This is a genomic window from Blastococcus sp. SYSU DS0539 (assembly GCF_054050855.1).
This window is the reverse complement of record NZ_JBJHAF010000004.1, coordinates 142,939-155,210: the sequence shown is the minus strand read 5'-3', so window position 1 is coordinate 155,210 and position 12,272 is coordinate 142,939. Positions and strand designations below refer to the sequence as shown.

At 74.5% G+C, this 12,272-nt stretch carries 10 protein-coding genes; 6 read left to right on the top strand and 4 right to left on the bottom strand.

Features of this window, described 5'->3' with window-relative positions:
• Positions 1-50: 50 nt before the first annotated feature.
• Both ACI790_RS06945 and ACI790_RS06940 read left to right on the top strand, forming a co-directional pair.
• On the top strand, positions 51-1,538 hold the full coding sequence (locus ACI790_RS06945) for a CCA tRNA nucleotidyltransferase (protein WP_456569060.1): 1,488 nt from the start codon (positions 51-53) through the stop codon (positions 1,536-1,538).
• Between the two features lie 76 nt (positions 1,539-1,614).
• The gene (locus tag ACI790_RS06940; protein WP_456569059.1) at positions 1,615-2,556 is read left to right on the top strand and encodes a matrixin family metalloprotease; all 942 of its coding nucleotides are present in this window, start codon (positions 1,615-1,617) and stop codon (positions 2,554-2,556) included.
• Positions 2,557-2,569: 13 nt separating this feature from the next.
• Here the strand turns inward: ACI790_RS06940 and ACI790_RS06935 are convergent, their stop codons facing one another.
• Positions 2,570-3,841 (bottom strand): MFS transporter, encoded by a 1,272-nt coding sequence (locus tag ACI790_RS06935; RefSeq protein ID WP_456569058.1) that lies wholly within the window; start codon positions 3,839-3,841, stop codon positions 2,570-2,572.
• Positions 3,842-4,104: 263 nt separating this feature from the next.
• Between ACI790_RS06935 and ACI790_RS06930 the strand changes: the two genes are divergently transcribed.
• Positions 4,105-4,626 carry a YqgE/AlgH family protein gene (locus ACI790_RS06930; RefSeq protein ID WP_456569057.1) on the top strand — a complete coding sequence of 174 codons (522 nt, stop codon included), beginning with the start codon at positions 4,105-4,107 and terminating at the stop codon, positions 4,624-4,626.
• A 118-nt stretch (positions 4,627-4,744) separates the two neighbouring features.
• Here the strand turns inward: ACI790_RS06930 and ACI790_RS06925 are convergent, their stop codons facing one another.
• The 3 genes from ACI790_RS06925 to ACI790_RS06915 form a co-directional block, all read right to left on the bottom strand.
• Positions 4,745-5,503, bottom strand: a complete 759-nt coding sequence (locus ACI790_RS06925) for a hypothetical protein (RefSeq protein ID WP_456569056.1) — start codon at positions 5,501-5,503, stop codon at positions 4,745-4,747.
• 102 nt (positions 5,504-5,605) lie between these two features.
• Positions 5,606-6,685 (bottom strand): inositol-3-phosphate synthase, encoded by a 1,080-nt coding sequence (locus ACI790_RS06920; protein ID WP_456569055.1) that lies wholly within the window; start codon positions 6,683-6,685, stop codon positions 5,606-5,608.
• 95 nt (positions 6,686-6,780) lie between these two features.
• On the bottom strand, positions 6,781-7,443 hold the full coding sequence (locus ACI790_RS06915; RefSeq protein ID WP_456569054.1) for a PadR family transcriptional regulator: 663 nt from the start codon (positions 7,441-7,443) through the stop codon (positions 6,781-6,783).
• A gap of 160 nt (positions 7,444-7,603) precedes the next feature.
• On the opposite strand from ACI790_RS06915, the gene ACI790_RS06910 reads away from it, so the two are divergent.
• From ACI790_RS06910 to ACI790_RS06900, 3 genes are all read left to right on the top strand, one after another.
• Positions 7,604-8,020, top strand: a complete 417-nt coding sequence (locus ACI790_RS06910; RefSeq protein ID WP_456569053.1) for a DUF5318 family protein — start codon at positions 7,604-7,606, stop codon at positions 8,018-8,020.
• Positions 8,021-8,164: 144 nt separating this feature from the next.
• The gene (locus tag ACI790_RS06905; RefSeq protein ID WP_456569052.1) at positions 8,165-10,705 is read left to right on the top strand and encodes a transglycosylase domain-containing protein; all 2,541 of its coding nucleotides are present in this window, start codon (positions 8,165-8,167) and stop codon (positions 10,703-10,705) included.
• A 21-nt stretch (positions 10,706-10,726) separates the two neighbouring features.
• Positions 10,727-12,235 carry a glycosyltransferase family 87 protein gene (locus tag ACI790_RS06900; RefSeq protein WP_456569051.1) on the top strand — a complete coding sequence of 503 codons (1,509 nt, stop codon included), beginning with the start codon at positions 10,727-10,729 and terminating at the stop codon, positions 12,233-12,235.
• The last annotated feature ends 37 nt before the right edge of the window (positions 12,236-12,272 follow it).

Sequence of the window (12,272 nt, the reverse complement as noted above, 5' to 3'; positions counted from 1 at the left end):
GGAGCAGCGCAGCGGGGACCGGGTCGGCCACCGCACTACCCTGGCTCGTCGTGTCCGCCACCCCGCCGCGTCGTCCCGAGCCGGAACCCGTGCCACCGGCCGTCCAGGAGACCGTCCGGAAGCTCGTGGAGGTCTCCCCCGTCCTGACCGAGCTGGGCGAGCGGTTCGCCGCGACCGGCTTCGAGGCGCACCTGGTCGGGGGCTCGGTGCGCGACGCCCTGCTCGCGGCCGGATCGGGCGGCACCGGCGTCCCGGGCGACCTGGACGTCACCACCGACGCCCGCCCGGAGCAGGTGCTCGAGCTGCTGCGGGGCTGGGCCCGTTCCACGTGGAACACCGGCATCGCCTTCGGCACGGTGGGCGCCGACGTCCGCGGGGTGCGCGTCGAGATCACCACCTTCCGCGCCGACCGGTACGACCGCACTTCCCGGAACCCGGAGGTGGCGTGGGGGAACTCGCTGACCGACGACCTCGCCCGGCGGGACTTCACGGTGAACGCGATGGCCGTCTCCCTGGGCCCCGACCGCACGGTGACCGATCCCTTCGGCGGCCTCGGCGACCTGCTGGCCAAGCGGCTGCGCACGCCCGGAGCCGCCGAGGAGTCGTTCGCCGACGATCCGCTCCGCATGCTGCGCGCCGTCCGGTTCGTCGCCCAGCTGGGGCTGGCCCCGGCCGACGAGGTCGTCGCGGCGATGGCGTCGCTGGCCGGCGAGCTGGCCCGGATCACCCCCGAGCGGGTGCAGGCCGAGCTGTCCAAGACGCTGCTGCAGGACGCCCCGCGGGCGGCGCTGGAGCTGTTCGTGGCCACCGGCCTGGCCGACGTCGTCCTGCCGGAGCTCTCCGCCCTGCGCATGGAGATCGACGAGCACCACCAGCACAAGGACGTCTACACCCACTCGCTCACCGTCCTCGACCAGGCGATCGCCCTGGAGCTCGCCGACGACGCGCACGAGTCCCCCGACCTGGTGCTGCGGCTGGCCGCGCTGCTGCACGACATCGGCAAGCCGGCGACCCGGCGGCACGAGGACCGCGGCCGGGTCTCCTTCCACCACCACGAGGTGGTCGGCGCCAAGCTCGTGCGCAAGCGGCTGACCGCGCTGCGCTACCCGAAGGACGTCGTCGAGGCGGTCTCCCGGCTGACCTTCCTGCACCTGCGCTTCCACGGCTACGGGGACGGCCAGTGGACCGACTCCGCCGTCCGCCGCTACGTCACCGACGCCGGTGACCTGCTGCCCCGCCTGCACAAGCTCGTGCGGTCGGACTCGACCACCCGCAACAAGCGCCGGGCCGCCGCCCTCGCGGCGACCTACGACTCGCTGGAGCAGCGGATCGCCGAGCTGGCGGCGCAGGAGGACCTGGCGCGGGTCCGCCCGGACCTCGACGGCAACGCCATCATGGAGATCCTCGGCCTCGGCCCGGGGCCCGAGGTGGGCGAGGCCTGGCGGTTCCTCAAGGACCTGCGGCTGGAGCGGGGACCGCTGGACCCCGACGAGGCCGAGGCGGCGCTGCGCGCCTGGTGGGCCGGCCGCCGGGCCTGACCGGCCACCGGGGGACGACGACGGGGTCACCCCTGGAGGGGTGGCCCGGGTGCAGGGAGGTCGCGGGGATGCCGAGATGACGAGCGTGCCCCCGCACCCCGACGACGCCCGGCCGCCGGCGTCGCCCACCGGCCGCACGCCCCAGTGGGTCCTCGACGAGCTGTCCGGCACCCCGGCGCCGCAGCCGGCACCGGCCCGCCGGCGCCGTCGCCGGTGGACCGTGCCGCTGCTCGTTGCGGCGGTGGCCGGTGGCCTGGTGCTCGCCGACCCGCCGGCGTGGCCGTGGCCGGGCGACCCGCCGGCCGCCGCACCGGGCGCCCCCGTCCCGACCGCGCCGGCCCGGCCCACCGACCGGCCGCTGCCGGCGGGGGCGACGACGCCGCTGGGGCGTCCCGCAGTGCCCCCGCCGGAGGGCGGGTCCTACGGCTACGTCTCCTTCCAGGAGGACGGCGTCACCCCGGTGACCTACGACCCCTGCCGCGAGATCCGCTACGTGCTCCGCCCCGACGGGGCCCCACCGGGCACCGAGCAGCTCGTGCACGACGCCGTCGCGCGGGTCGCCGAGGTCACCGGGCTGCGCTTCGTGTTCGACGGCTACTCCGACGAGCCGCTCACCGGGGAGCGGGCCCCGTACCAGCCCGACCGCTACGGCGACCGGTGGGCGCCGGTCCTGATCGGCTGGCAGACCGAGGCGGAGAACCCCGCGCTGGCCGCGGACGTCGTCGGCGAGGCGGGCAGCACCGCGGTGTCCCTCGGGGACGGGCCGCGCGTCTACGTGACCGGCACGGTGAGCCTCGACGCCGGGCAGGGGCCGCAGCTCCTCGCCGCCCCGGACGGCCTGGCGACCATGCGCTCGGTGGTGCTGCACGAGCTGGGGCACCTGGTCGGTCTCACCCACGTCGACGACGACCGCGAGCTGATGTTCCCCGAGACCCGGCGCACGGTGACCGACTTCGCCGGCGGCGACCTGACCGGTCTCGCGGCGCTGGGGCAGGGACCGTGCGTCCCCGAGCTGTGAGGGCGGGTGCGGCTCAGCGCCGGGTCATGCGGCTGTGCAGCAGGGCGGTCACCACGTACCCCACGCCGACGACGGCGAGCAGCGGGCGGGACACCCCCGACGCGGGGAGGGCGAACGCGCCGGCCACGAGGGCGGCGACGTAGGCGACGTTGACCAGGGTGTCGTACACGGAGAACACCCGGCCGCGGTGGTCGTCGTCGATGGACTCCTGCAGCGTGGCGTCCACGCAGATCTTCACGCCCTGGCCCATCAGGCCCAGGAGGAGGCCGGCCAGCACGGCGGCCGGCGGCTGGAACAGCAGGCCCAGGGCCACCTGGGCCGCCCCGCCCGCGGTCAGCAGCAGCGCGATCCAGCGCTCCTTGCCCAGCCGGCGCACCGCCGACGGCGTCACCGCGGCGGCGGTGAGCGTGCCGACGGCGCCCGCGGCGACCACCTCGCCCAGCCCGACCAGCCCGCCGGGGAACGCCCCGGTCTCGTCGGTGTAGGTGTTGCGGTAGAGCAGCAGCACCATCAGCGTCAGGAGCCCGTACCAGACCCGGTGCAGGGTGATCGCGGTCAGCGCGGCGGCCGCGTCCCGGTCGCGCCAGGCGTGCCGCGCGCCCGAGGCCATGCCGGCCAGGACCTGCCGGGCGGAGAGCAGGGCGGAGCGCGCCATGTGGTCGGGGCCCAGGTATGCCCGGGTGAAGCCGGCGACGACGGCGCCCGCCCCGAGGTAGGGCAGCGCCGCGGAGAGCGCCAGGGAGGCGTAGCCGGCGTCGTCGGACCCGGTGAGCTGCAGGAGGGCCAGGGCGGCGCCGCCGCCGGCCACCGTGGCCACGGCGCCCGACGTCGTGGACAGGGCGTTGGCCGTGACCAGCGACTCCTCGTCGGTGGTGTGCGGCAGGCCGGCCGACAGCGCGGCCAGCACGAACCGGTTCACCGAGAAGACGGCGAGGCCGGCCGCGTAGAAGGCCGGACCCTGGACCCCGGCGAGCACCAGCGCCGCCACCACGCCGACCAGGCCGGCGCGCAGGACGTTGGCGCGCAGCAGGACCTGCCGGCGGCTCCAGCGGTCCAGCCAGACCCCGGCGAACGGTCCCACCAGGGAGTAGGGCAGCAGGAGCACGGCGAAGCCGGCGGCGACGTCGACCGGATCGGCGGCCCGCTGGGGGTTGAACAGCACGGTGCCGGCCAGCGCCGCCTGGAAGACGCCGTCGCCGAACTGGGACAGCAGCCGGGTGCCGAGCAGCCGCAGGAAGTCCCGGCGCGCGAGCAGGGTGCGCACCGTCGTCCCTGTCCCGGCCACGCGATCACCCTAGGGCGGGGCGGCAGGTCCCCTGGGTGACCGCCGCCCCGGCAGCGGGCGGCCGTGGCGGCCGGGCAGCGCGGCGCGCCCGGGTGGTGCGCATCTGGGGCACACTGGGAAAGATGTCGCCGGCGCCTGCGTCACCCGAACCCGAGTCCGGTCCGCCCACGCGGCCCGCGACAGGTCGCCGACGTGCCCGTGCGGTCCCGCAGCTGTCGGTCGGTTGCCTGGACGACGTCAGCGCGGGCGCCCTGCTGGTGGCCATGCCGGCGCTGACCGACCCGACCTTCGCCGGGTCGGTCGTCTACGTCCTCGACCACTCCGACACCGGCACCCTGGGCGTGGTCCTGGGCCGGCCGAGCCAGGTGCAGATCCGGGACGTGCTGCCGGGGTGGTGCGATCTCGCCGTCCCCCCCGGCGTCTTCCACGTCGGCGGGCCGTGCGAGACCGACACCGCGCTGTGCCTGGCGACCGCGTCGGCGGAGGAGCCGGCGCCCGGCCTGCGGCCCGTCGCCGGTGACGTGCACCTGGTGGACCTCGACGGCGATCCGGATGCGCTGGTGGGCCGGCTCAGCGGCCTGCGGGTCTTCGCCGGCTACGCGGGCTGGTCCCCCGGCCAGCTGGCCGCGGAGATCGCCGAGGGCGCCTGGGCGTGCGTCCCGAGCCGGCCCGGCGACGTGCTCACCGACCTCTCCGGGCCGCGGCTGTGGCGCCGCGTGCTGGGCCGGCAGACCGGCCGGCTGGCGGTGTTGTCGTCGGCGACAGCCGATCCGACGCACAACTGATCCCGGCGCGCCTGCAGCGCGATCGCCGGCGGTCTGGTAGGAAAGAGCCCGGGAAGGGGCGGTCTGGGGAAGAGGCCGCCCCTTCCCGCTTCTCCACCGGCGGTGACGTTCCCCGCCCCTAGGCCCCGAACGCCTCGGCGATCTCCGGGTGGTCCGCCGCCGCCGCCGTCTCGTCCTCCGCGGGCAGCGCGAGCCGGCGGGTGCCGTGGTCGGTCAGGGTGACGGTCAGCTCCCGGCCGCCGGCGGGCAGCGGCGTCCGGTACTGCACCAGCGTCTCGTCCGAGTCGGCGACCGCGACCGTGCGTTCGTCCCGCAGCCGGTACACCGTGGTCGGCTGCCCGTCGACCGCCTGCTCGCCCGCCCACCGGTAGGGGCCGGCCAGGAAGCTCCGGGGGTCGTCGGCGGTGTCCGTGGCGAGGTTCTGCAGCACCCGGACGACGACGTCGATCAGCTCGGCCTCCCCCGGCTCCGCGGGCAGCGGCCGGTGCAGGTAGCTCGCCGTGGGGGCGCCGTCGGCGGCGAGGGCCTCGGTGAGGCCCGGGAGGTCGCCGGACCACAACCCGTCGCGGTCGAAGAAGAGGGTGCGGGTGTCGCGGTCCTCGCCGTCGACCACGGTCACGGCCTGGGCCTGCCCGACACCGCTGCGGAAGTCGATCTCGCCGGTGAGGGTGAGCACCGCGTCGTCGGCGAACGGGACGGTGACGACGAAGTCCGCCCCGCCCTCCTCGTGGTTGCGGTGCAGCAGCTCGGCGAGCACGGCGGCGTCGTCCTCGGTGATCGGCTCACCGGCCCGCCGCTCGTCACCGGTGCAGCCGGCGAGCAGCAGCAGGGTGAGCCCGGCCGCGCCCGCCCGCGGGACGAACGTGCGACGGGCCATGGCGGCAGCGTAGGCAGCGTGGGGCCCGAACCCGGGGAGGAACGCGGCAGGGCCCGCATCCCCGAGGGGATGCGGGCCCCGCACGGACTGCCCGGGCGGACGTCAGCGCTCGATGTCGCCCCGGATGAAGGCCTCGACGGCGTCGCGGGCCTCGCTGTCGTCGTACTGCACCGGCGGGCTCTTCATGAAGTAGGACGACGCCGACAGGATCGGGCCGCCGATGCCGCGGTCCTTGGCGATCTTCGCGGCGCGGACGGCGTCGATGATGATGCCGGCCGAGTTCGGGGAGTCCCAGACCTCGAGCTTGTACTCCAGGTTCAGCGGGACGTCGCCGAACGCGCGGCCCTCCAGGCGGACGTAGGCCCACTTGCGGTCGCTCAGCCACGGCACGTGGTCCGACGGGCCGATGTGCACGTTGCCGACGCCCATGTCGCGGTCGACCTGGCTGGTGACCGACTGGGTCTTGGAGATCTTCTTCGACTCCAGGCGCTCGCGCTCGAGCATGTTCTTGAAGTCCATGTTGCCGCCGACGTTGAGCTGCATCGTGCGGTCGAGCTGCACGCCGCGGTCCTCGAACAGCTTGGCGAGCACCCGGTGGGTGATGGTGGCGCCGACCTGGCTCTTGATGTCGTCGCCGACGATCGGCACACCGGCAGCGGTGAACTTGTCCGCCCACTCCTTGGTGCCGGCGATGAAGACCGGGAGGGCGTTCACGAACGCGACGCCGGCGTCGATCGCGGCCTGCGCGTAGAACTCGGCGGCCTGCTGCGAGCCGACCGGCAGGTAGCAGACGAGCACGTCGGCGCCGGACTCCCGCAGGGCCGAGACGATGTCGACCGGCTGCTCGTCGGACTCCTCGATCGTCTCGCGGTAGTACTTGCCGAGCCCGTCGAGGGTGGTGCCGCGCTGGACGTGCACGCCGAGCGGCGGGACGTCGCAGATCTTGATGGTGTTGTTCTCGCTGGCGACGATGGCCTCGGAGAGGTCGCGGCCGACCTTCTTGGCGTCGACGTCGAAGGCGGCGACGAACTCGATGTCGGAGACGTGGTACTCGCCGAACCGGACGTGCATGAGCCCCGGCACGGACGTCGTCGCGTCGGCGTCCCGGTAGTAGTGGACGCCCTGCACGAGCGAGGCGGCGCAGTTACCGACGCCGACGATGGCGACCTTGACTGACCCCATGACTCTCCTTCTCCCTGGACCGTTGGGCCCGTGTACGTGAACCGCGAGCGGTCCGGTGCTGTCTGCCGGCGGGGACGGACACCCCGTCGGCTGGTTCAAGTGGTGCTCGGCCGTTCCTCGTCGAGCGGGTCCGGACGCGTGCACCCGGCCTCCCGGCGCGTCGCTCCGGGCTCCGTCGCCTCCCGGCGCGTCGCTCCGGGCTCCGTCCCCTCCCGGCGCTCGCTGTCGATGAGCTCGGAGAGCCAGCGGACCTCCCGGTCCACCGACTCGAGGCCGTGCCGCTGCAGCTCGAGGGTGTAGCGGTCGAGCCGTTCACGGGTCCGGCTCAGCGAGGTGCGCAGGCCCTCCCGCTGCTGCTCCACGGTGCGCCGCCGGCCCTCGAGGATCCGCAGCCGGACGTCGCGGGCCGTGTGCCGGAAGAAGGCCAGGCGGACGCCGAAGAGCCCGCCGTCGTCGTACGCCTCCGGGCCGGTCTGGCCGACCAGCTCGTGGAAGCGCTCCTTGCCCTCCGCGGTGATCGTGTAGACCACCTTCCCGCGCCGGCCGGTCAGCGGCGGTGCGTCGGCCGGCAGCAGGGCACGCGGGCTGGGCTCGTCGGTGGTGATCAGCCCGGCCGCCTGCATCCGCCGCAGCGCGGGATACAGCGATCCGTAGGAGATGCTGCGCAGCCCGCCGAGCACCTGGGCGAGCTGCTTGCGCAGCTCGTAGCCGTGCATGGGGGCCTGGTGCAGCAGGCCGAGGATGGCGAACTCGAGCAACTCGCCCCTCCCCGGTCGGCCCTGCGCATCGATGTATCGGCACGATACATCGACGGCCTCGAGCGGATCCACCCGCAGCAGTGGGGCGCATGGGCCGCCCGGGACGGCGGTCGACCGCAGGAACCCCACGTGGGACGGGCCGGTGCGTACATTGGCCGCCGTGCCCGGACGTCGATCCGTCGTGGACTACTCGCTGCAGCGGCGAGCCGTCCTGGCGGGAGTGCATTCCGGCCGCACCGGGTTGTTCGAGGTGTGCGACGCGAGCCCGTACCTGTCGCGCGCCGCCAAGTACCACGGGCAGCCCACCGAGGTGCCCTGCCCGGTGTGCCGCCGGGAGCGGCTCACCCTGGTGCACTACGTGTACGGCGAGCACCTCGGCCCGGTGGCCGGTCAGGCCAAGACCGAGGCCGAGCTCGCCCGCATGGACGCCGCCCAGGAGGAGTTCTCCGTCTACCGGGTGGAGGTCTGCCGCGGCTGCGGGTGGAACCACCTGGACTGCTCGTACGTCCTCGGAGCCGAGCCCGAGCCGGGGCGCCGGCCCCGCCGCGGCCGGCGCCGGGCGGCCACCGAGCAGTGACCGGCCGATCGGCATCCGGCCCGCGCCGCGCGTGGAGCCGGGCCCGCGATGACGCGGACCCGCTCCGCTCCCACAGCTGAAGACGTTCCCGTGTCCGGGCAGGTGCCCGGCGTCGACCACGACAGTCCAGGAAGGGGTGCGCTCGTGCCCAGCCACGACGAGACCTCGCCCGTCGCACCGCGGGCCGGCTCGGTCCGCCGGCCGCCGGCCGCCCGTACCCGCAGCACCGGCGGTGGCGGTGGCTCCGGCCGGCCGCCGGGTGGTGGCTCCGGCCGGCCGCCGGGCGGTGGCTCCGGCCGTCCCCCGGCCGGCCGCGGTGGCACCCCGGCGTCCCGGGGCGGCACGAGCGCCTCGCGCGGCGGCTCCGGTCGCCCGGCGGCCCGCCCCGCCGCCAAGGGCAAGGCCCGTCCGAAGAAGCAGCGCCGCAAGCGCCGGCTGAAGATCGCCGCCGGGGTCATGGGCGGGCTGCTCGCCCTCCTGTGCGTCTTCGTGGGCGTGGTCTACGCCAGCACCGAGGTGCCCAGCCCCGACTCGGTCTCGACCAAGCAGACGACGGTCCTCTACTACGCCGACGGCGTGACCGAGATGGCGCGGCTCGGCGACGAGAACCGGACCAACGTGCCGCTGTCCGAGGTGAGCGAGGCGGCGCAGCGCGCGGTGCTCGCGGCGGAGAACCGCAGCTTCTACACCGACCCGGGCATCTCGTTCACCGGCATCGTCCGGGCGGCCTGGAACAACCTGACGGGTGGCTCCACCCAGGGCGGGTCGACGATCACGCAGCAGTACGTCAAGAACGCGTTCCTGACGTCGGACCAGACGTTCAGTCGCAAGTTCCAGGAGCTCTTCCTGGCCATCAAGCTGGACAACAACTTCTCGAAGGAGCAGATCCTCGAGAACTACCTGAACACCATCTACTACGGCCGCGGGGCCTACGGCATCGAGGCCGCCGCGGACACCTACTTCGGTGTCCCGGCCGCCGAGCTGACCGCGCAGCAGGGCGCGGTGCTGGCCGTGCTGATCCGGAGCCCCTCCGGCAACGACCCCGAGACCAACCCGGACGGCGCGCAGGAGCGCTGGGAACTGGTGCTCGACGCCATGGTCGAGGAGGGCTGGCTCACCGAGGGTGAGCGGGAGGCCTCGGTCTACCCGACCGTGCTGCCGCGGGGCGACTCACCGCTCGGCACCCCCGAGGGCCCGGAGGGCCACATCGTCAGCCAGGTCCGGCAGGAACTCGAGGCCGAGGGCTACGACGAGCAGCAGATCAACGCCGGCGGCCTGCAGATCACGACCACGATCAGCAAGCCGGCGCAGGACGCCGCCGTCGCCAGTGCGCGGAGCACCCTGGACGGCCAGCCGGACAACCTCCGCTCGGCGCTGGTCTCCGTCGACCCGCAGACCGGCGGGGTCATCGCCTACTACGGCGGGGAGAACGGCGTCGGGACGGACTACGCGCAGGCCGTGCGGCAGCCCGGCTCGTCGGTGAAGCCCTACGTCCTGGCCACGGCGCTGGAGCAGGGCATCGGCATCCGGGCGCGGCGCGACGGCAGCTCGCCGCAGACGTTCCCCGACCGTCCGGGCCAGCCGGTCACCAACTCCGGCGGCACCAGCTGCGGGGCCTGCACGCTCACCGAGGCGATCACCCGCTCGCTGAACACCACGTTCTACGGGCTGGCGTACGAGGTCGGCCCGGAGAACGTCCGGGAGACGATCCTGGCGGCGACCGGCCTCCCCGAGACCTGGGAGGGCGGCAACTACGCGGGTGAGACGACGCTGGCGAACTCCGAGGGCCTGACCGGCTCGTCCATCGGCATCGGCGAGTACGAGATGCGCCCCTTCGACCAGGCGCAGGGCTTCGCCACCCTGGCAGCGGGCGGCGTCTTCCGGGACGCCTACTTCGTCTCCCGGGTGACCGACAACGCGGGCACCGTGCTCTACGAGCAGCCGGGCCGGCCCGGTGAGCAGGTGCTGCCGGCCGACGTCGTCAACGACGTCACCGTGGCGCTCAAGGACGTCGCCTCCTACTCGCGCCGCGCGCTGGACGGCGGCCGGGAAGTGGCCAGCAAGACCGGTACCCAGGGCCTCAACCGCGAGGACAACTCCGACGCCTGGATGGTCGGCTACACCCCGTCGGTCTCCACCGCGGTGTGGATGGGCACGGACCTGCGGGACCCGATCCGGACCGCCCGGGGCCAGATCATCTACGGCGCGGGGCTGCCCGGCGCGATCTGGCAGGAGTACATGAACGCCGTCCTCTCCGGTGTGCCCAGGGAGGACCTGCCGGACCGGGCGCTGATCACCGGCGACTCGGGGCGGGGCGTGCCCGAGCCCACCACCGAGGCGCCGGCGCCGGCGCCGGTGACCACTACTGCCCCGCCATCCACGCCCTCCAGTCCACCCCGACCCAACTTCCCGGACGCGAACAACAACGGCGTGGATGACCGCACCGAGTTCCCGGACGCGAACAACAACGGCGTGGATGACCGCACCGAGTTCCCGGACGAGAACAACAACGGCGTCGACGACCGGACAGAGTCGTTCCCGGACGCGAACAACAACGGCGTGGACGACCGCACCGAGTTCCCGGACGCGAACAACAACGGCGTCGACGACCGCACCGAGCGGTCGACGCCGCCCACTCCGGCACAGGGCTCGCCGGGCCCCGTCGTCCCGCCGCCCGCCGACTGACCGATCCCGCACACTGCTCACATGAGCAGCTCGCCCACGGGCCCGTCCGCCACCGCGGACGGGCCCGTGCTCGTTCCACGTGGAACGCGGGCGCCCGGCACGCCCGACCGGGTGGTGCCGTCCTGGACCGATCCGGTCGTCCGGCAGGCCAGCGAGGCCGTCGGGGGCCCGTGGGGCAGGTTCGCCGTCACCGGGCGGGCCTGGTTCTGGACGCCGCTGCGCGTGTGCCTGCTGTTCGCCACCCTGGCCCTGGCCGCGGCCTGGGTGAAGCAGGCGCCGTGCTCGGACGGCAACTGGCCGGACCAGCTGCAGTACACGCACCTCTGCTACTCGGATCCCGTGCCGCTCTTCGGCGGGTACGGCCTCGGGGGCGCGCTGCCCTACCTGGACGTCGCGGTCGAGTACCCCGTCCTCACCGGCGGCTTCATGGCGCTCGCCGCGACGCTCTCCGGCGGGTACGACCGCGCGGCGGTCGCCTCGGGCCTGCTGCCCGCGGTGCCGCCGGTGCAGAGCTACTACGTCGTCACCTGCCTGCTGCTCACCGCGTGCGCGCTGCTGGTGGTCCGGAGCACGCTCGCGCTCGCCGGCCGCCGGCCCTGGGACGCGGCCATGATCGGGCTGTCCCCGCTGCTGGTGGTGCACGCGTTCACGGACTGGGCCCTGTTCGCGGTCGCCCTGGCCGGCCTGGGCATGTGGGCCTGGGCCAGGCGCCGCCCGGTGCTGGCCGGCGTGCTGCTCGGGCTGGCCGTCGCGGCGGAGCTCTACCCCGTGCTCGTGCTCGTGGCGCTGCTCCTGCTGTGCCTGCGGACCGGCCAGCTGCGCATCTGGCTGCGGACGGCGCTGGCCGCGGCCGCCGCGTGGACGGCGGTCAACGTGCCCCTGGCCCTGGCGGAGCCGGGCAACTGGGCGTACTTCTTCGCCGTCGTCGGCACCCGCCCGGTCGAACCCGACTCCGTCTGGAACCTGGCCCTGCACGTCACCGGGGACGGGGCGGTCGCCGGCGAGGCGGCCGGCGGAGGGGCGTCGCCGCTGCTCAACGCCGTCGTCGTGCTGTCGCTGCTCGCCGGCGTGGCCGCGGTCGGCTGGCTGACCCTCGCCGCACCGGTCCGGCCCCGGGTGGCCCAGGTCGCCTTCCTCCTCGTCGCCGTCTTCCTGCTCACGAACAAGGCGTGGAGCCCGCAGGACTCGCTGTGGTTGCTCCCCCTGGCGGTGCTGGCCCGGCCGAAGTGGCGCTCGCTGCTGGCCTGGCAGGCCACCGAGGCGCTGCTGTGGGTGCCCCGGATGCTCTGGTACCTCGGCGCGGAGAACCGCGGCATCGACGTCGAGTGGTTCTTCCTCGCCGTCGCACTCCGGGACGTCGCCGTCGTCGTCCTCGTGGCGCTGGTGGTGCGGGACGTGCTCGACCCCGACCGGGACGTCGTCCGCACCAGCTGGCCCGGCGTCGACGACACGGCCGGCGGGTCGCTGGACCATGCCATGGATGCCCTCCGGGCGTCACCGCGGCCAGGTGCCGTCCCCCGGCCCAGCTGAGCGCGTCCGTCACGCTTGCGCGGGACCCTTCGGGCCC